We start from the raw sequence: 18,615 nt of genomic DNA, 5'->3' as shown, positions 1-18,615 counted from the left end.
GCAGCACCAGAATCCTCTGACCGATTGGCCGGGGGCCTGTGACGTATGTCCAGGTGCTCCGGTACTAAAGGTCGCAGGACTGTCCAGGTACAGTTTCCAACCCCCGGCTTGGGATCAGGGATTAACGTTTGCGGGGGCGCACCGCGGACAAGCCGGAGACTGGATCGAATGACACTGGACGCGCCGACATCGGAAGATAAACTCGAAATGCGTCCCGTGTACGGGCTGACGCAAGGTCTCCCCAAGGCTGACCTGGAGAGCTTGACAGTGGATGCTATCCGGACCCATCGGCGTCTGGTCGATGAGGCTGATCAGCTGTTCCAGGCTCTGCCCGACACCTATAAATCCGGTAAGGCGGCGGGCGGCGCTCAGCATCTCATTTACATCCAGGCTTGCATGGAGATGCACGCACAGATGTATGTGGTAAACACGCTGGTCACCATCCTTGGCTATATCCCAAAAGTGTCGGTGAACTGAAGCTCAAATCAGCTTTCGGCGAATGGCGACGGCGGTCAGGTGGGTCAGGGTGTGCACGTCGAAGCGCTTTTTGGTTTCGGCGATCTTGACGCGCACGCTGTTGTATTTAACGCCTTCAAGGTCCGCCGCTTCCTCCATCGTCTTGCCGACAGCGATCCAGCTCAGATAGGCGGCCCCCTTGGGATCGAGACCGATCGGCTCTTCGACACTTGGGGTCGGATCAGCCAGATTGATGCGGGCATGAAGCTGCGCGACTGCGGACGCTGCCTCGACCGGGTCGATCTCGCGGTCCAGGTCGATTGACGGCTTTTCCGAGGCAAGCGTGAACATCGCGATGGAGCCGTATGCGGCCTTGATGGGGACTGTGATGCCGGACCGAATACCGAAATCTGCGGCATGCGCGTAGAAGGAGCGCTCGGCCTTTGAAGGCCGTGAGATCTGCTGCTCACCGCTCCAGGTGAAGGCTCGCTTCAGCGATTTGGCCTGTCGAATGACCGGATCGATCGCAAGATAGCCTCGCTGGAAATAGTCAGATTGCCACTCTTGACGATAGTTCGAGATTGCGACGGAACGCCCTGGCTGGATGTTGAGATAGGCATAGCCCGCAAAACCAATCTGCTCGGTAAAGGCCGCCAGGGCGAGTTTCAGGGTCCCTTCATCTCCAGAGATGGCGGCGAGATCGGTCAACTTGTCCAGCCAATGTTGCATTAGGTCCTCCACTTCGCCATTGCCCTCCTGGCATCAGCCGGAGATTTCGTCCGCTCAGCCGTCGATCGGGTCATGCACACCGATACTAAAGAGTTTCGGCGATCTGCTCGCCACGCGACAGACAGTCAGCAGTTTGTCGCACCCATTCGACCTAGCCCTGATCCAGATTGAAGGGGACGGATTATTTTACTCGCCATTTCTCCAGCTTTCGCGCCAGGGTTCGCCGGTGCATGCCGAGGCGGCGGGCCGTTTCGGAAATGTTGAACTCGGTGTCGACAAGCGTCTCGTGAATACGCTCCCATTCGAGATTCTTGATCGATGTCGGCCGGGCAGTCAGCGGAACGGACGTATCGCCATCAACCTTGTCGAAAGCGGCGATGATATCGTTCGTGTTTGACGGCTTCGGCAGGTAATGGCTGGCGCCTAGCTTGATCGCCTCGACGGCCGTGACGATGCTGGCGAAGCCGGTCAGAATGACGATCTTGATATCCGGATCGTAGCGGTGGAGTTCCTTGACACATTCGAGGCCCGACCCGCCGGGCAGCTTCAGGTCTACGACCGCATAGCCGGGCGAGCCGGCTGCGAGTATCGAGCGCATTCCTTCCAGCCCGTCGCATAGATGCACTTCATAGTCGCGGCGCTCAAAGGACCGACGCAACGCCCGGGCGAAGGTAGCATCATCCTCGACGATCAGCAGCGAACGCCTAGATTCCATCGGCGCCTTCCGGAGATAAGGAAGCGAGCGGCAATTGGAGAGTGACGGACGCGCCGCCCTCCTTCCCGTTCTTCGGCCTGACCGTCCCGCCAAGCTTGCGCAGGACATTGACGACGAGGAACAGGCCGAGACCGCTGCCGGGGCGATCCTTGCTCGAACGATAGGGCTTGCCGAACTCCGCGAGCATTTCGTTGTCGAAGCCAGGACCGGCGTCGCTCACTGCGATCATCAGATCGTCACCCTGCCTTCCAACGGCAATGCCCATCCACTCAGGGGAGGCCTCCCAGGCATTGTCGAGGATGTTGAAAATCACCTGCTTGAGGGCAGTATCCGAGACGATCGGCGCATCCGGTCCGAAGACGTTGGTATAGTCGACCTTGATCGTTGGGCGGCCGGCGCGCCATTCCTCGACCAGCTCGTCGAGGAAGGCGTTCACGGTGGTGCGCACCGTTCCTTCGCCGCGTGTCGCGCCCGAAGATGTCAAGATGCCGGAGACAATCGCCTTGCAGCGGTCGAGCTGGCCAAGCATGTCAGAGAGCTCCTCGACAAGCTCCGGATCGGCTTTGAACATCGGCATCCGCTGCCAGTCGCTCAGGATGACCGAGACGGTCGAGAGCGGCGTGCCGAGCTCATGGGCGGCGCCGGAAGCCAGGAGACCCATCCTGACGATGTGATCCTCTTCCGCCGATTGCGCGTCGCGGGCGCGAAGATTGTGCTGGATGCGCGTGACGAACAGGACGAGCAGGCTCGCGGCAAGCACGAAGCAGATGAACATGCCCTGGATGTGCAGGTTGAATAAATCGGTGCCGTGGGCATGTGGCATCGCGATCTCGCGGTTGCTGGTGGTCAGCCAGATGAAGCAACCACTGGTGATCGCGACGAGCGCCCAGGTCGACCATGCCTCCAGCAGCACCGCGCCGAGGATCACCTGAAGCAGGTAAAGCGAGATGAACGGGTTGGAGGCCCCGCCGCTCAGGTAAAGCTGGACGGTCAGCGCCGCGACATCGAGCAGGAGCTCGAGAAAAAGCTCCATATTGCTGACCTCGGATTGACTTCGACTCCGCAGTAAGCTGACGACGTTGAGCCCGACCAGGAACACGATCACCCCCGCCATCGGGACGAGCGGGAGTGTGATCCCGAGCCAGTAATGCACGACAAGGATCGTCATCACCTGCCCGCCGACGGCGAGCCAGCGCAGTTGGATCAGCAGCAGCAAATTCTTCTTGTTGGTCTTGTCGTGAATGGAAACCGCCACGTCGCCCCGCCCAATGCTCCTATTTAGTGAAGTACATATACACGAGCGGCGCCCAGATCACGGTCGTGGTCGTGATACCCTTGATCGTCTGGTAGGCGATCCAGAGCCAGAAATACCGTCTGATCCAGACCTTGAAGCCGCGAAACGCGCTCAAGCCGCCTTGCGGCTCGCCTGATTCAAGGGAGCCGGGGATCATTGCGATGATCCCTCTTCGCTACCCTTGGCCGCAGCCGCGGCCTCGCGGTTCGCCTCCTCGACCCTGCGCATGTAGTCCTCCGTCTTGGCGCGAACGAGCTCGCGATGTGGCGAGACGGCGGCTTCCCGGTAGAGATGGCGGCCGGTTCCCATCAATCCGAGGACCACCAGCATCAGCGCGCAGATCGGCGCAAAGCTCCTGCCGATGGTCTCGGCCGGACGCCTTGTCTCGGTGAACATCAGATGTGCCATGCCCAGCGAGACGAGGATGGCGACACCGAAAACGGCGATGACGGAATGAATGGGCTCCTGCGTCTCGGGCAGTGTCAGAAGCGCGAGGGGGCCGATGACGAACTGGGCGGTTGTCGGCCAGAAGGCCCACTGATAGCCCTTGCGGATCAGCTCAACGCGCTCGAAGCCGGTGGCGGCGATTTCTGCCCCACTCTTCCTGCGGAACAGCCAAACCATCAAAAGACCGGTCATGGCCGGACAGGCCAGGATGAAATGGGCATAGCGCGAGAAGACGTTTGGCAGCATCAGGGCCGAGAAGAAGCCCTGAACCGTCCCCCACTTCTCCGGAAACAGCATCAGATTGATGTTGGTTAGGAAGATGAGCGGGATGAACAGGAAGAGCAGGCTCACTACAAGGGCCAGGCCGATATGGAGCCACTTCATCCGCTCCATCTGATGCCAGAGATATTTGTGGATGTAGGTCAGCACGAAGGCGACGATGACCAGCGGTATGATGCTGATCCAGAAGGCGCCGGTCAGCGCGTTCGCAGTGTAGAAATAGACCGTGTAGATCGTGTTGATGGCGAGCAGCGGTCCGACGCCAAGCACGACCGCGATCGACTTGTTGGCGGTGATGGTCGAGGCGATCTCGTAAGCGAGATCGTCGTAGCGCTTCTCCTTCAGGCCACGCAGTTGGTACCAGAGCGTCAGCAAGGCGCCGCCGACCATGAAGTTTACGAAAACGATGTGCATCAGGAAGAAGACGACCAGCACACCGATCAACACCGGCTCGGGCGCCGGCAGCGGCAGCGGAATGTCTCTGGGGACAGGAATCTGGTTCATCGGGTGGTCCCCTCTGTCTGATTGTTCTTCGCAGCGATCCGGGACGCACTCTCGCCATGCACGACGACGCCCGCCGACTGCGCGCCCGGGATCGGCGCCTTGTTGTGCTGGAGATGTTCGAGATAGGCACCGAGCAGTTGCAGTTCCGCCTTGCTGCCGGGGAACGGCGGCATGTAAGGCTGGGCATAATGCATGCCCTCGATGTAGCCGGCGGTCAGTTCCGGCGTCCAAGGCTTGTCGCCGAACATGCGCTGCAGGTGGCCGGTGATGCTGTTGACGCCATGCCCGGTGTGGCAGCGCGAGCAGGTGTCCATGAAGACGTCCTTGCCCTTCTGGATGGTCTCCAGCCGCGCCGTCCGCTCCGTTTCCGATAGCTCCTCTGGGAGACCGGCCTTCTCGGCCTCGGTCAGCGGGTTCGAATAGGTCGCGTAGGTGAGGACGCCGTCGCGCTGCAGCAGGGCGTAATCGTCGACCCGCATGCCATTGGCATACATGTACTGGCCGATCACATAGGGCTTGCGGATAAACTCGCGCACCCGCTCGAAATGCCCCGTCATCCAGAGGATGGCGAAGAATGGCACGACCAGTGCCACCTTCGGCAGCCGGTTGGGCCGCGAGATCGCGAATTGCACGACGAGCAGGATGGTGACGACGGTGATGACGGCGATCTGGAGGAACTTGGTCTGCCAGTCGACGAATTCCAGTGTCGCCAACGAAACGCCGAGATTGTCCTTCATCGCGTCGGGAACGGAGGTGTAGTACCACCAGCCGGCGACGGGCACGAACGGGGCAAAGGCCAGCGTCCATAAACCCACGGCCCGCAGCGCATCGTGTCGGAAGCCATCTTGTCTCTTCGTGAAGAAGAGGATCAGGAACACCGCGATGATGCCGGCCATGGCGGCGGCAAGCGGCGTGCGGAACGCGAGTTGGGGGACGTAGAGCGGGTTCATTACGCCCGTCCAGAAGCTGCGGTCCGTCATCCAGTTACCTGGATCCATCATGAAGCCGAGGATCGCGACGATGATCGCCATTGTCACCCAGGAGGCGAACGCTAACGCAAAGCCGAGCCGGATGTGCCGCTTCTTCGCTTCCGGGCCTTGGCTGCTCCACTTCTTCCAGGTCAGAGTGTAGGCGAGGATCAGGCAGACCTCGGTGACGAACACCAGCCATTCGGTGAACCAGGCCCAGAAAAAGACGCGGATCAGGCTGGCGATAGAATAGGGATTAACCAGCGAGACCGAGAACCAGATGCCGACGCCGGTAAGCGCGCCGACCGTCGTGGTGATCAGGAAGCAGAAAAACAGAATTTTATAGGCGAGCCTGTCCCAGCGCGGATCTTGTTTCTTGTGTCCGTACCACTCCATGGCGGCGACGAGCGGCATCATGCCGACGGCTAGGCCGTGATTGATCAGCACATGCAGGATGGCGATCGTGGCGATCAGCCAGCGATTGCCGAAGAAATCTAGATGAAAGACCGGAAAATCCATCAGGCGGTCTCCACCGTTTTGGCTGAGGTCCCGACAAGGTCGGCGCCGGCAATGGCGAGCATGGCCACCTCGGTCCCGAACAGGGTCAAGCCAAGAACATAACCAAGGCTCAGTGGTTCGCTGCTGGTGACGAGGTAGAGGCCGACTACAGCGAGACCGAGGGCAAGAATGCCGGGTATCCAGATCAGCGCGATCTGGTACAAATTGGCGCCAGCCCAGGACCGAACGGTCAAGCTGATCGCGCGAACGAGGAAATAGGCACCTGCGATCGCGACGGCACAGCCGCCCACCACCTTGAACAGACCGGCACTACCGGCCATCGCGAGCACTCCAGTCAACATCAGAATATTGATGACTGTAGTTCGATGATTCTTGGCGCTAAGCCAACGTGATATAGCATTCATTTTACCTCACCAGCCGAACAGTGGAATTTTCCACTTTTGATAGTCGGCATGGTGCCCGATAGGGGATTGGACAATCGGTCCAAGGCCACGACGGCCTTCAGGTAGCTATGACGATGTCGGGCACTCAAATCCTTGATACTCGCTGGCGCAATCGGCTCGACGGCCGCTTTCGCACACGCCACGCTGGCGAACCAGCAGGCGCCGGTCTCGTTGAGCTATAGGGCCGTCTTCCGCGTCGGCCATAATTGCGATGGCAAGCCGACGATCAAGGTGCGGGTACAGCTCCCCGAAAGCGCATCTCCGTGAAACCGCAGCCGAAGGCCAGTTGGATGCTGGAGAAGGTCAATTGCAGCGACACAAGCGCGAGAATTACCACGGCCAGCTGACTTCGCAGAGACGAGATGGCACGGCTGCGTCGGCGGTTGTCCTTCGGCGTCAAACGGCCATAGAAACGCCAAGGTCAGGACGAAGTTGAAGGTACCATTGGCCGAACAGCCGCCTCGGATTTGGCCGAGACGACTTCCTTTGTAGCCTCATCTCCAAAGTCAGGCGGAGACGTCGTCCAGCCATTTTTCGACGCTGCGTGGTGATAGACCGAGAAGCCGCTGTGCGCTCGTTTCTTCAACGATCACATTTTTATCGAGCTTTGAGAGGGCTTGATAGAAGGCCGCAACATTGGCGGCGGCTGGGCCAAACATTGGTTCCAGCAATTTGCGGAATTCTTCCGGCGACTGTGCTTCGAATTGAACTGGCCGGTTGAACCGCGCCGAGAACCCATCAGCCAGTGCCGCACCGTTCATTCCGGGCAGGTGTCCGACACCGACGATACCGGTGACCGTATGGTCCGCCAGTAGTCTTTCGACAACTTCCGCGATGTCCAGATGGGAGCTCCAGGATACCGGGAGGTCCGCGCGGATCGGATATAACAGAACACCGTCTTGTTTTACCCTGCCCACCACCATGGGCAACAGCAGATTTTCCAAGTATAGGCGAGGGGCCACGACGGCGTAGGATATCTTGCTGTCGCTGATGCCGCGCACAAGCATTCCCATGGCACTGTCTTCGGACACCTGAACTGATGATCCGGGCTGATCAATGACGGCGCCGCTGGTCGAAAGCACCACACGCTTGGGTTTTGCTATCTTGATCGCTTCCAAGAAGTTGAGGGCATATTCCACCCGTACAGGCTCCGGGGTCTGCGGTAGATGAAAGAAGACCCCGTCCGAGCCATTGTAGGCGGATATCAGGGAATCCAGGGAACTGTTGTCGACAGCGATACATGGTTTCCCATCGGACTTGGCCGGATCGCGAACCGCTGCGAGTACAGCTTCCCCTTTGGATAGCAGGAGATCAAAAAGCGGGCCGCCTTGTGCCCCCGTCGCGCCGTGAATGATGAAAGACATAAACTGCTCCATTTCCGTTGAAGGTCGGAACCCATTGGTGCATGATGTGCATCAGTTACGTCAAATGCACTAATGGAAGAAAATTCAGTGACCGTAAAAAAACTGCCGTGCTGCGGGGTCGAGCGATTTCTGCTTCTTCTCGACGGCCCCTGGGCTACATTGATCGTCCGTGAGCTGCTGGGCGGGCCGCGTCGCTTTACCGAATTGCGCGGCAGGCTGCCTGGGATCAGCGCACACACACTGACCTATCGCCTCAGGCGTTTTGAAGAGCACGGTTTGGTGACGCGCATGGCATACGCCGAAACGCCTCCGCGTGTAGTCTACGAACTGACCGAACTTGGACTGTCTTTGCACGACATTTTATATGCCATGAAAGACTGGGGTGATGCGCTTCCAGATGAGATCCTCAAGCACAGCACTATCTCATCCGTCGACCAACAGCGCGGAGAGCTTGGTCGTTGACTTGACGAAACGAAGCTTCCCCTGGGGCGGGTCAACCGGCAAAGGAGCACAATCTTCATATGAAAGGCTAATCCCTTGGCATTCCTGCAGCCACCGAAGGCTTCGTGCCTCCGCGAAAGTCACAGCTATGCCCGGAATCGCTGGCGATATGCTCCCGACGTCAAGTCGACAATTGGTGACGAGCGCATCGCGATAGTGGAAGGGATACGTTCTGGCAGTATAGACGCGATCAAGAGGATCGGGCAACGCCGCCGACGGTCGTTCGGCCATCGCCGCCCCGCAGCAGGTGCTCGCCGCCGGTCGCGTCGCAAGGACTTCGCGGGAGCTGGCCGGGGCTGCCAATGGGTGCGCAGAACGAGCAGCGCCAGCAGATTCTCCGGCAGGCGGAACAGGAGCGCCAGTGCAGCAATGATCGCGATGGCGCGGAGCGGTAAGCTAGGTCCTATTCTTCCATCAGGCTATCGAAGACGGGCGCCATAGCGATCCATAGTTGTCGCTGGTTAGCGACCGCGCCGATTCGGCTCAATCCACCAGCGCATCTAGGCCTCCCTGCCTTCGCCAGGAGAAGGTAAACGTGAACCTATTTTCGGCGTCAGGACGCTCTTCTTGATTTCCCCAAACACGAAATTCGTCTCCCAGGATCCGATACCCGGCAGCTCTGAGAGTTTGTTGCGCACGAATTCCTCATAACTATCCAATGAGGCGGTGAACACCTGAAGTAGATAATCCTGCCGTCCCGACATGAGATAACAGGCGGTGATTTCGGATGTTCGGCGAATACCCAGCTCGAATTCTGCCATGGCGTTTTTGCTCTGCGCCGCGAGCCGGACAAGAATGAAGGCGATGATCGGCATTCCGAGAGCCCTATGGCTGAGCCGCGCACCATAACCTTCGATCACACCGGCTTCTTCCAAAAGCCGGACGCGCCTGTGGCACGGGGAGGGTGACAGATTCACGCGTTCGCTTAACTCTTGATTGGTAAGCCGGCCGTCTTTTTGCAGCTCGATGAGTATCTTGAAATCAATCTCGTCCATTTCGTCGTTCCTTAGTGGAATCTGCCACTGATTCGCAGCATCAGCTAGAACATTAGTAAGAATTGTAGCAGCTTGTAGATTAAACTGCTTTCAACGCAACGATGTCCAGCGCAATCCACTCACGTTTCCTGGTTAGTCTCCAATGCACCACGATTTCGACCGCCTGATTTCCCGTCTCGATAGCAATGCGTCCGCAGTGGAAGGATATGAGAAATATCTCTTCCCGCAGGGTACCGTGCCGGTCGTGCTCGATCGGCCGAAAGAGGAGATCATCCAGATGTGGGTGGCCGATATGCAGTTCGCTGCCCCGCAAGCCGCACTGGATGCCATGTCGGATCGGTTGAAGCATCCGATCTTCGGCTATACGATGAACTACGATGACCACCTTTATGATGTCTTCCACGCCTGGTGTCAGCGCCGGCACGGTTGGAGCTTCCCGCGCGAGCAGCTGGTCCTGTCGCTCGGTGTCATTCCTGCACTGTTCGGCCTCGTCAACTATCTCTGCGGACCGCATGACAAGGTGCTGACTCTCAGCCCGTCCTACGGTTATTTCAAGCACGCTACGGTGAAGAGCGGCCGAACATTGGTCACATCGCCACTCATCAACAATGACGGCTACTACGAAGTCGATTTCAAAGATTTCGAAGAAAAGGCGGCGGACGGCTCGGTCAAGGTCTTCTTCCTATGTCACCCACACAATCCCACCGGGCGGCTGTGGAGCGAAGCCGAGTTGCGGCGCCTCGCGGAAGTCTGCTTCAAACACGGCGTGAAGATCATTTCCGACGAAATCCATTGCGACCTGCTTCGCAGCGGGCTCAAACACACGCCACTCGCCAAGCTTTTCCCGGAAAGCCGCGATGTCGTCACATGCATGGCGGTGAGTAAGACCTTCAATCTCGCCGGCATGATGATTGCCACAATCGTCATCCCCGATGAGGCGCTAAGAGCGGTTTGGAACGAACTGCACTATCCGTTCATCAATCCGATCAGCCTTGCGGCTGCCATCGGTTCCTATCGCGGGGGCGAAGCTTGGTTGGACGACCTACGGGTCTACCTGGATGGGAACTTTGCGCTCGCAGATGAGTTTGTGCGGACGCATCTCCCGGATGCAAGGTTGCGTATTCCCGAGGCGACCTATCTTGCCTGGATCGACATGCGCGCCTATTTCTCAGGTTCGATCGACCTGACGCGCTTCTTCCTCGAACGGGCCGGTGTTGTCATCGAGGGTGGCGAAATGTTCGTAGACAGCGGCGAGGGCCATATCCGGCTGAACCTTGCTTGCCCCCGTTCCGTCTTGCAGGAAGGACTCGACCGGATTCGAAACGCAATTTCAGCTAATCGATAGTTCGGGGTCGGTTTGGTAGCGCGCTAACCGGGAAAATCCGCAGTTGAAGTCTTAGGTCACGCGAGGAGTGTTGCATGCATTGCGCGGTTGTTCACCGCGTAGTACGCGAATGACCTCCTCGCAAGCTCGTGTGCGCAGTTCCACCATTGCAGCAGTCGATGCGTAAGCGACATGCGGTGTGATGATCACATCCGTTCGGTTGAGGAGCGATTGCGGGGGAGAGGGCTCGCCATCAACGACGTCGAGGGCGGCACCTCTGATCATCCCGGCGTCGAGCGCCACGGCAAGAGCTGCGTTGTCCACCAGCCCGCCTCGGCTCACATTTATAAGCAGCGGGCGCTTTGCGCATTTCGACAGGAAACGTGTGTCGATCATCCCGGACGTCTCGGCGTTCAAGGGCGCGTGCAGGATAATCACATCTGCCAATCTAGCGAAATTATCTGGGTCGACCGGCTCCGCCAAGCTGCTGTCGTGGCTTCCAGTGCGTGCCATGGCGATGACCCGGCACCCAAACGCCTTCAGCTTGCGTGCGGTCTCCGATCCGATCCTTCCAAGACCGACGATGCCGACGGTTAGATCCGAGACACGTTGCAAGCCGGCCCCATCAGAGCGCCAGCCGGTTCGCTTCACCTCGGCATCGAGTCGGACGATGCCGCGACAATGGGCCAGCATAAGCGCGACCGCGTGGTCGGACACTTCCCCGACGCAATAGTCCGGGACGTTGGTTACCCAAATTCCGCGATCGGTGGCAGCTTCGACGGCCACGTTGTCCACGCCAGCGCCAAGCCGGGCGATAACCCTGAGCTTTTCTGCTTCATGGATCATACCAGGCGAGATTAATGCCCAACAGGTAATGATGGCCGCCGGCTCGACGGAGGCTAGAAGTCGGGCAAGGGTCTCTTCCTCGGCCGGCGCGCGAATAAACTCCAACCCGGCGCTGCGAAAGATATTTTCCTCCAGTTCCGTATCAACCCAAGGAGCATCGGTCAGCAGCACACATGTATCTGAGCTTAGCGTCATTGGCATCCGGTTCCGTCAAGTTGGCATGCGAGGCCCGTGGTCGCCGCCACGTCCAGCAAGCTACCAAGGGCGGCGTCGAGTCCAGCCTTTACCCCCTCATATGGCATGAATCCACGCGCTATCATCTTATACCGCGTTTCACTCTGCTTCAGGAGCAGTGCGGGAAAGCCCTGTACGCCAACATCGCTCACCCATCGAACACCATTTAAGACGGTGGACAGAGTTGCCTTATCCACTAGCAGAGACTTGAACTGTTCAAAGTCGATCGTCTTCATGCAGTCGAGCGCACGGTAGCTTTCGGGTAGAAGAAGGTCGAGTCCGTCGTCGTAGTGGGCGCGCTGCATCTGCGAGGAAACCGCCAGTGAATCTGTTACGCCGAGCATTTGCATTACTGCCATCGCCCTTGCGGGAACGAGCGAATTCAACTTGCGCTTCGAGGTTGCATGATTGCGGATATGTTCGAGATAAGGTTCACCGAAATCCTGACCGGACACCTCGCTCACACGCTGATGCAGGCCGATAGGATCCGGAAAGCGTCCGAAGAATTCTCCGAGCTGCATCTCCTGCGGAATCATGCAGCCGTTGACCAGCCGCAAGTCGACGCGGTCGGCATATTCCGTAGCTATACGATCGATTGTTCTTCTGAAGCCATAGCACCAGAGGCAGTAGATATCGGTAACGTAATACAGTTCGGATTTCATGGATTTATACCGCTCGGTTGAGTTTTGGTGACGAACATGAATTGGTGTGCCGGCGAGGAGGGGCTCCCCGCCGGCCACGATCGGTCAAACCAGACGCGCTGCAATCTTGACCGGATTGGCCAGCGTGTCGTGGATCGGGGAATTGTTCGGCAGTTCGCGTACCAACTCCTCGAGCTGCTCGCGGTTTGCCGCGTCGCTGGTTAGCTTGACGTCGACATTGATCGCCTGCGCACCCTTGCGGACCGTCTCGTCAAGACCCAGGAAGCCGTTGAGATCGATATCGAAGCCCAGGTCGAGTTCGAGTCCGCTGAGATCGATCCCTTTGCTGGCAGCCATGGAGGCCAGGGTTACGATATAGCAGCCGGCAAGTGCCTGAAGGACGTATTCAGCGGGGCTGACACCGGTGTCGGTGCCCAGCAGTGCCACAGGCTCATCGCCAATAAGAGAAAACTTTCCGTCACGCGTATTGTCTGCCAGCCCGTTTTGAATGAGGGGACCGGTCTGCGAAGCGATTGCAAGACCGCCGTTGGACCTGCCTTTGACTTTGAACGTGACTTTTCCGAGTTCCGGCTGGTTGCGGACGACGTCCTGCGTTTCACGGATCGCCTTGATGTCGGCGAAGGGCTTCTTCGTAGCAGTCAATTGAGCCTCCTTGGAGTCATTGGTCGATGTTCCGCAGACGGATCTTTCCAGCCTGGGACGTAAGGCCTGCGTTCCGCCTTCTGATGAAAGGTGCGGACGATTGCGATCAATACGTGATTGACAACCTAACACTCTACTAGTAGATAGGCAAGTAATATCGGCATCCAATTTAGTTCTGGGAGGAATGCGGGATGAAGATCGAACGGGTGGAGACGCTTGCCTGTGACGCGGGCTGGCGAAATTACAACTTCCTGAAAATAACGACGGATACAGGGCTCGTCGGCTGGAGCGAGTACGATGAAGCTTACGGTCCGCCGGGATTAACCGATGTGATCCGCCGGTTTGGACAGCGTGTCATCGGCAGTTCGGTCACCGATCACGAGCGGATCTATGGGGTTCTCGCTGCGTCGATCAGGCCCGCACCATACGGTCTGGCGGCAGAAGCACTCGGAGCCATCGAGAATGCTCTCTTGGATATTAAGGCCAAGGATTTCGGGGTTCCGTGCTATGAGCTTCTTGGCGGCAAGCACCGTGACGCCATCCCAATTTACTGGTCGCATTGCGCGACCTGGCGCATTTCACATCCATCGTTTTATTCGCCGAAGATCGATACGCTGGACGATGTGAAGCAAGCGGGGCTTGATGCGCGCAACAGCGGTATCGGTGCGGCCAAGACGAACCTGTTTCTTCACGGAGAGGGGCGACCCAAACAATGGCATGCGGGTTTCGGCGCGCCCTATAAACCCGAACTCAATATCGACAAGACGCTGATCCGCAACGTGCGCGCTCACCTCGAAGCGCTCAAGGATGGTCTCGGTCCCGATGTTGAGCTGCTTGTCGATTTCAATTTCAACGCCAGAACGGAGGGGTATGTCCGCTTGATCCGCGCACTGTCGGATTTCGATTTCCTCTGGTGCGAGTTGGACATCTACAATCCTGAGGCTCTCGCCTACATTCGCCAGCAAAGCCATGCCCCCATCAGTTCCCTCGAAACCCTGTTCGGGGTGCGGCAGTACTTGCCTTACTTCCAGTCACAGGCTGTCGACGTTGCGATCATTGATGTCGTCTGGAACGGTGTTTGGCAGTCGATGAAGATTGCCAATACGGCCGAAGCCTTCGATGTGAACGTGGCACCGCACAATTTCTATAGCCATCTCGCAACGATGATGAACGTCCACTTCGCGGCGGCGGTGCCGAATCTGCGGATTATGGAACATGACGTCGATCGTCTCGCCTGGGACGACGCGCTCTTCACCAACGCACCGATCATCGAGAACGGCGCGATCGTCGTACCGGACCGGCCAGGTTGGGGCTGCGAGCCGATCGAGACGGCACTTGCCGCGCATCCGGCCAAGGAGCGGGGGGGCTATCTCGGCCTGTAACCCTGGGCCGCCATCAGTTCATCAACAATTCGACTCTGGGAGGAAGTAGAATGACATCGTACGATTCCGCGGCGACGGCCTTGCCATCGACAGACACTGACAATCTCTACAAACGGGTAGCATGGAAAATTTTGCCACTGCTGTTCGTAAGCTACATCGTGGCCTATCTGGATCGCGTTAATATCGGCTTTGCTGCGTTGCGCATGCAGCAGGATCTCAGTTTCAGCGATGCTGTCTACGGCTTGGGCGCTGGAATTTTCTTCGCAGGCTATGTCCTGTTCGAAGTCCCGAGCAACCTGCTCCTGACTAAGATCGGAGCGCGTAAGACGATCATGCGGATTATGATCTGCTGGGGTCTGGTCTCCTCCGCCATGATGTTCGTGCAGACGCCGATGCAGTTTTACATCGCGCGCTTCCTGCTCGGCGCTTTTGAAGCGGGCTTCTTCCCCGGCATCATCCTGTACCTCACCTATTGGTTTCCAGCACGCATGCGTGGTGGTATCATCGCCATCTTCATGTCCGCAATCGCCATTGCCGGTGTCGTCGGCGGTCCATTGTCTGGCTGGATCATGAGCCACATGGAGGGCGTGAACGGGTGGCATGGTTGGCAATGGATGTTTCTCATCGAAGGCCTTCCGGCCGTGGTGTTGGGTATCGTTGCGGGTCTGATGCTTATTGACGGGCCGTCGAAGGCAAGCTGGTTGTCCGACCGGGAACGCACGCAAATCACCGAAGACATCAAGAGCCCGACCGATCAATCCGGCCGGCACTCGATGAAAGATGCCATTCGTGATCCGCGGATCTACGCGCTTGCGGCCGTCTACTTCGCCGTGGCGTCCGGTATCTATGTCCTCGGTTTCTGGTTGCCAGGTATGGTGAAGGGCTATGGCATTGCCGACCCGTTCCATATCGGCCTCCTAACAGCAATCCCCTATCTTGCGAGCACTATAGGCATGGTCGTCATTAGCCGGCGTTCTGATGCGACTGGCGAGCGGCGTTGGCATCTCGCGACATGCATGGTGATCAGCGCGACCGCGCTTGTCGCCAGCACGTTCTTTACGACAAATCTGATCATTGGGCTTGCGTGCCTTACGGTCGCCGCGGTTGGTGTTTTCGCGGCGATGCCGGTATTCTGGACCATTCCCACGCGTTATTTGTCTGGGACCGCGGCGGCGGGTGGCATCGCTCTGATTAACTCGCTCGCTCTGATCGGCGGTTTCGTTAGCCCGACGGTGATCGGTGCGATCAAGGCGCAGACGGGAAGCACTGACATCGGCTTGTATGTTTTTGCCGGGGTTCTAATTGCCGGAGCGGCACTTCTGCTGTTGGCGATGCCAGCACGTCTTATTCAAGCGAAGTGCTGAAGCAAGATTCCTAGAGCCGCCAAAAAGGCTTCGCGGATCGGCTGCTAACGCGGCCGATCCTTTCTATAAGATATCAGAATCAAGGATGAACGTTGATGAGCATGACCCGCCAAAGGCTGCGAGACGATTTCCCGCATTTTCCTCTCCTCGATGGTCCAACCCCGATTCAACGGCTACGCAGGCTTGAGAAGGCACTCGGCACAAGCGTTCGGATCTATGTCAAACGCGACGACCTCATAGGGATCGGCATGGGGGGAAACAAGCTGAGGAAGCTTGAGTTTTTGATCGGTGATGCTCTGAAAAATGGATGCGACACGATCATTACGACCGGCGGACTGCAATCAAATCACGCACGTATTACCGCTGCCGCAGCTGCAAAAGCAGGCTTGGCATGTGAACTGATGCTCTCGACCCTGGTACCGAACGAAACACAAGCCTACCAGTCGAATGGCAACCAGTTGCTCAACAAACTGTTTGGCGCAACGGTTCACACCTTCTCAAAGGATACGGACACGTTGGCCATGGCGCACGAACGTGCCCGGGTGTTGCAACGCCAGGGGCGTAAAGCGTACTCTGTCGGCCTTGGAGGCTCGTCTCCTTGCGGCAGCCTTGGATATGTCGATTGCGCCGGCGAAATACTAGAGCAGGAACGATCGAACGACATTAGATTTGATCGGATCTTTACCGCAACGGGCAGCAGCGGCACGCATGCCGGCCTGCTTGCAGGTTTCCGGGCACTCAGCGGCAACAACCGAAATGTCGTTGGATACTGCGTCTTTGATTCTGCGGCGGCGACTGAAGCTCGAACGTTAGATTTGACAGACAGACTACTATCGATGCTCGGTTTCGAGGAGGGTATCCCGCAGGCGGAAATCCACGTTGATGACAGCCAACTCGGAGATAGCTACGGTGTCATGTCGAAGCATGGGAGGGACGCGATCAGCACTCTCGCGCAGACCGAGGGCTTGCTCGTCGATCCCGTTTATACCGGCAAGGCTTTCGCAGGCATGCTTCACGCGATTCGCTCCGGAGTAGTGAAGGACAACGAGAATGTACTTTTCCTTATGACGGGCGGGGCGCCGGGATTGTTCGCTTATCGAGAGTCGTTTGAGTAACTAATCCCTGCGGCTACAGGCGCCCGCGGTTGAGCGGCTCCATATAACCGACGTTTTCGTTGCAATTCGTCGTCCGGTTGCCTATCTACTTATCGATAGCTTGCTTGGAAAGGAGATACGGCGTGTCTGAAATGCGCGATGAACTGCTGAGACATGCAGAAAACCTTGTACGCCGCAGGGGGTATTCCGGCTTCAGCTATGCAGACGTATCAGAACGGGTGGGAATTCGGAAGGCGAGTATTCATTATCATTTCCCGACAAAAGAAATAATGGTCTCTACGGTTCTTGATAGTTACAGGCAGCGTTACAAAAATGCCCTGACAAGAATAGAGGCACATTCGGACAACGCACTGGATCGAATAGATGCCTATGGTCGGCTTTATCTTACCGGAGTGGACAAAGGTTTGGGTTGCCTCTGTGCGGCCCTTACAGCCGAACTCGAGATTTTGCCAGAAGAGTTGCGGGCAGGGACTGAAGCATTTTTCCGTGAACATCTTGAGTGGGTACAAAAAGTATACGAAGAGGGTTTGCGAAATCGTCAGGTGAACAGCAATCTTGAAGGCCGCGCTGCAGCGCGCCTTGTTGTCACCTCACTTGAGGGGGCACTCATGATGGAGCGAATGCTGGATGGTGCATCCGGATTCGAATTGACACTTTCCAGTCTGCGGTCAAGCTTGGGGACCGGGGCAAACCCTACGAGCTGATCGGCGTGAGTTCTCGCAAAAGGCCGATCGATCGTGATGAGAATCAGACTGGTCGTTGACTATATTTATTCACCCAATCGCTTCCCCTTGAGCTATATGCTCAAGCAGCAACAGTCGACGAGGGTGCCCCGGTGTCTTCGCCAAGTCTGCCGGAGCGCAGTACCGATCGAGCGAGATCCCGCTGGTATCCCCTGGACTTCTAGTAACGATAGCCAAACGACCCCTGCTCGGTTGTCCATCGCCTGCGGCGGACATCTCCTGTCAGCAATTCAACGTGTCGATACTCGTTAGACATAAGCCTATACCCAAGCCTGTGCTTGAGCCTTCTGCTTATGCCGACTGTCCGGTCGAAATGGGGTGCAGTTCAGGTGGGCACAATGTTGCCCAAAATCGGACAACGGTGACGCCCTCTTTACCTAATACGTAGGTCTGAAAATTGTCGTCATCGGTAGCGGGAATGTTGTTCACCTGTTTAATCCGCCCTATTGAGAGCTTAGCTGCTTCTGCAAATTGCGAGAGCAAGAAAGCGTTCTGCATCAACTGCGGCAATGGCGCCCTGATCGGCCCCAGTGGCTGCTTGTCGGGAAACGTCGTCTATCACGTCGCCTGCTGAAGTCGTGCTAGGCGTTAATCGCCTCTGGAGGAAAGTTCAATGGCAGGTCACTCCGCAAGTGATCAGCTAGAACTTCCCGCATGACGGTCACCACGTCATCTTTTCGATGATCTCGCCCGTGTAGACTGATCGTCGCCAGCGGGAGCGCCTCCAGATCGTGCATTCGTCGAGATGGCCGTAATCCCGCCCCCAAGCACGAAGCTCCCAGCACGCTGATCCCTAAGCCAGAAATCACTGCGCTGCGGACGGACTGAACACTGTTTCCGGTCATGACTTCACGGTGGTTTGTATTCGTTCGCAACAGCGCTTCAAGCGCCGCCTGACGATAGATGCAAGGTGCCTGCATGAGACAAAGATCCAGGGGCTCCTCTGTACTCGTATAGATTTGTTGCCGAAGCTCACTTTGTTGATTTCCACTGAGAACTGACCCGGTATTTCCACCGAGATTTGACCCGCCTTTTAGATATGTTTCGGGTCTGGTGTAGAGGTCAAGTTCCTGTTTTTCTCCTTCGTGT

The 18,615-nt window shown here is 57.5% G+C and carries 21 protein-coding genes; 8 read left to right on the top strand and 13 right to left on the bottom strand.

Going from position 1 to position 18,615, the window contains the following annotated elements:
• Positions 1-168 precede the first annotated feature (168 nt).
• On the top strand, positions 169-477 hold the full coding sequence (locus PH605_RS20565) for a transcriptional repressor TraM (RefSeq protein WP_142845913.1): 309 nt from the start codon (positions 169-171) through the stop codon (positions 475-477).
• Between the two features lie 3 nt (positions 478-480).
• Here the strand turns inward: PH605_RS20565 and traR are convergent, their stop codons facing one another.
• The 7 genes from traR to PH605_RS20530 all read right to left on the bottom strand — a co-directional run bounded on the left by traR (position 481) and on the right by PH605_RS20530 (position 6,231).
• Entirely contained in the window at positions 481-1,185 is a 705-nt protein-coding gene (traR, locus tag PH605_RS20560) for an autoinducer-binding transcriptional regulator TraR (protein WP_142845914.1), read from the bottom strand.
• A 181-nt stretch (positions 1,186-1,366) separates the two neighbouring features.
• Positions 1,367-1,900, bottom strand: coding sequence for a response regulator transcription factor (locus tag PH605_RS20555; RefSeq protein ID WP_142845915.1), 534 nt, complete (start codon positions 1,898-1,900; stop codon positions 1,367-1,369).
• Positions 1,890-3,155 (bottom strand): ATP-binding protein, encoded by a 1,266-nt coding sequence (locus PH605_RS20550; protein WP_223565073.1) that lies wholly within the window; start codon positions 3,153-3,155, stop codon positions 1,890-1,892. Before PH605_RS20550 ends, PH605_RS20555 begins: the two co-directional genes overlap by 11 nt.
• Positions 3,156-3,174: 19 nt before the next feature.
• On the bottom strand, positions 3,175-3,351 hold the full coding sequence (locus PH605_RS20545) for a hypothetical protein (protein ID WP_161987971.1): 177 nt from the start codon (positions 3,349-3,351) through the stop codon (positions 3,175-3,177).
• A complete protein-coding gene (locus PH605_RS20540) occupies positions 3,348-4,424 on the bottom strand; it encodes a cytochrome C (protein WP_142845916.1) in 1,077 nt (358 codons plus the stop codon). The genes PH605_RS20545 and PH605_RS20540 overlap by 4 nt, the downstream gene beginning before the upstream one ends.
• Positions 4,421-5,911 (bottom strand): c-type cytochrome, encoded by a 1,491-nt coding sequence (locus tag PH605_RS20535; protein WP_142845917.1) that lies wholly within the window; start codon positions 5,909-5,911, stop codon positions 4,421-4,423. Before PH605_RS20535 ends, PH605_RS20540 begins: the two co-directional genes overlap by 4 nt.
• Positions 5,911-6,231, bottom strand: a complete 321-nt coding sequence (locus PH605_RS20530; protein ID WP_142845918.1) for a hypothetical protein — start codon at positions 6,229-6,231, stop codon at positions 5,911-5,913. The genes PH605_RS20535 and PH605_RS20530 overlap by 1 nt, the downstream gene beginning before the upstream one ends.
• 216 nt (positions 6,232-6,447) lie before the next feature.
• On the opposite strand from PH605_RS20530, the gene PH605_RS20525 reads away from it, so the two are divergent.
• Positions 6,448-6,621, top strand: a complete 174-nt coding sequence (locus PH605_RS20525) for a DUF1775 domain-containing protein (protein WP_223565076.1) — start codon at positions 6,448-6,450, stop codon at positions 6,619-6,621.
• A 239-nt stretch (positions 6,622-6,860) separates the two neighbouring features.
• On the opposite strand, the gene PH605_RS20520 is transcribed toward PH605_RS20525, so the two are convergent.
• Positions 6,861-7,718 carry an SDR family oxidoreductase gene (locus tag PH605_RS20520; RefSeq protein ID WP_142845919.1) on the bottom strand — a complete coding sequence of 286 codons (858 nt, stop codon included), beginning with the start codon at positions 7,716-7,718 and terminating at the stop codon, positions 6,861-6,863.
• An 87-nt stretch (positions 7,719-7,805) separates the two neighbouring features.
• Here PH605_RS20520 and PH605_RS20515 point away from each other — a divergent pair, with 87 nt between their 5' ends.
• Positions 7,806-8,180, top strand: coding sequence for a winged helix-turn-helix transcriptional regulator (locus tag PH605_RS20515; protein ID WP_112402597.1), 375 nt, complete (start codon positions 7,806-7,808; stop codon positions 8,178-8,180).
• Between the two features lie 539 nt (positions 8,181-8,719).
• Here PH605_RS20515 and PH605_RS20510 read toward each other — a convergent pair.
• The gene (locus PH605_RS20510) at positions 8,720-9,214 is read right to left on the bottom strand and encodes an Lrp/AsnC family transcriptional regulator (protein WP_112402596.1); all 495 of its coding nucleotides are present in this window, start codon (positions 9,212-9,214) and stop codon (positions 8,720-8,722) included.
• Between the two features lie 142 nt (positions 9,215-9,356).
• Between PH605_RS20510 and PH605_RS20505 the strand changes: the two genes are divergently transcribed.
• Positions 9,357-10,559, top strand: a complete 1,203-nt coding sequence (locus PH605_RS20505; protein ID WP_112402595.1) for a MalY/PatB family protein — start codon at positions 9,357-9,359, stop codon at positions 10,557-10,559.
• A 51-nt stretch (positions 10,560-10,610) separates the two neighbouring features.
• On the opposite strand, the gene PH605_RS20500 is transcribed toward PH605_RS20505, so the two are convergent.
• The 3 genes from PH605_RS20500 to PH605_RS20490 all read right to left on the bottom strand — a co-directional run bounded on the left by PH605_RS20500 (position 10,611) and on the right by PH605_RS20490 (position 12,922).
• Positions 10,611-11,555: a C-terminal binding protein gene (locus tag PH605_RS20500; protein WP_205125167.1), complete on the bottom strand. Its 945-nt coding sequence runs from the start codon at positions 11,553-11,555 to the stop codon at positions 10,611-10,613.
• 20 nt (positions 11,556-11,575) lie between these two features.
• The gene (locus PH605_RS20495; protein WP_112402593.1) at positions 11,576-12,280 is read right to left on the bottom strand and encodes a hypothetical protein; all 705 of its coding nucleotides are present in this window, start codon (positions 12,278-12,280) and stop codon (positions 11,576-11,578) included.
• 84 nt (positions 12,281-12,364) lie between these two features.
• The gene (locus tag PH605_RS20490) at positions 12,365-12,922 is read right to left on the bottom strand and encodes an OsmC family protein (protein ID WP_112402592.1); all 558 of its coding nucleotides are present in this window, start codon (positions 12,920-12,922) and stop codon (positions 12,365-12,367) included.
• Positions 12,923-13,113: 191 nt separating this feature from the next.
• Between PH605_RS20490 and PH605_RS20485 the strand changes: the two genes are divergently transcribed.
• The 4 genes from PH605_RS20485 (at position 13,114) to PH605_RS20470 (ending at position 17,487) form a co-directional block, all read left to right on the top strand.
• Positions 13,114-14,304 carry a mandelate racemase/muconate lactonizing enzyme family protein gene (locus PH605_RS20485; protein ID WP_112402591.1) on the top strand — a complete coding sequence of 397 codons (1,191 nt, stop codon included), beginning with the start codon at positions 13,114-13,116 and terminating at the stop codon, positions 14,302-14,304.
• A gap of 50 nt (positions 14,305-14,354) precedes the next feature.
• Positions 14,355-15,668 (top strand): MFS transporter, encoded by a 1,314-nt coding sequence (locus PH605_RS20480; protein ID WP_112402590.1) that lies wholly within the window; start codon positions 14,355-14,357, stop codon positions 15,666-15,668.
• 95 nt (positions 15,669-15,763) lie between these two features.
• Positions 15,764-16,783 carry a D-cysteine desulfhydrase family protein gene (locus tag PH605_RS20475; RefSeq protein ID WP_112402589.1) on the top strand — a complete coding sequence of 340 codons (1,020 nt, stop codon included), beginning with the start codon at positions 15,764-15,766 and terminating at the stop codon, positions 16,781-16,783.
• A gap of 131 nt (positions 16,784-16,914) precedes the next feature.
• Positions 16,915-17,487: a TetR/AcrR family transcriptional regulator gene (locus PH605_RS20470; protein ID WP_112402588.1), complete on the top strand. Its 573-nt coding sequence runs from the start codon at positions 16,915-16,917 to the stop codon at positions 17,485-17,487.
• 620 nt (positions 17,488-18,107) lie between these two features.
• Here the strand turns inward: PH605_RS20470 and PH605_RS20465 are convergent.
• On the bottom strand, positions 18,108-18,615 hold a 508-nt coding region (locus PH605_RS20465), incomplete at its 5' end, for a LysR substrate-binding domain-containing protein (RefSeq protein WP_237680948.1).

Origin of the sequence: Agrobacterium sp. CFBP 3001 (assembly GCF_027871605.1) — a bacterium.
Lineage (GTDB): Bacteria > Pseudomonadota > Alphaproteobacteria > Rhizobiales > Rhizobiaceae > Agrobacterium > Agrobacterium leguminum.
This window is presented reverse-complemented; position numbering and strand designations above follow the sequence as displayed.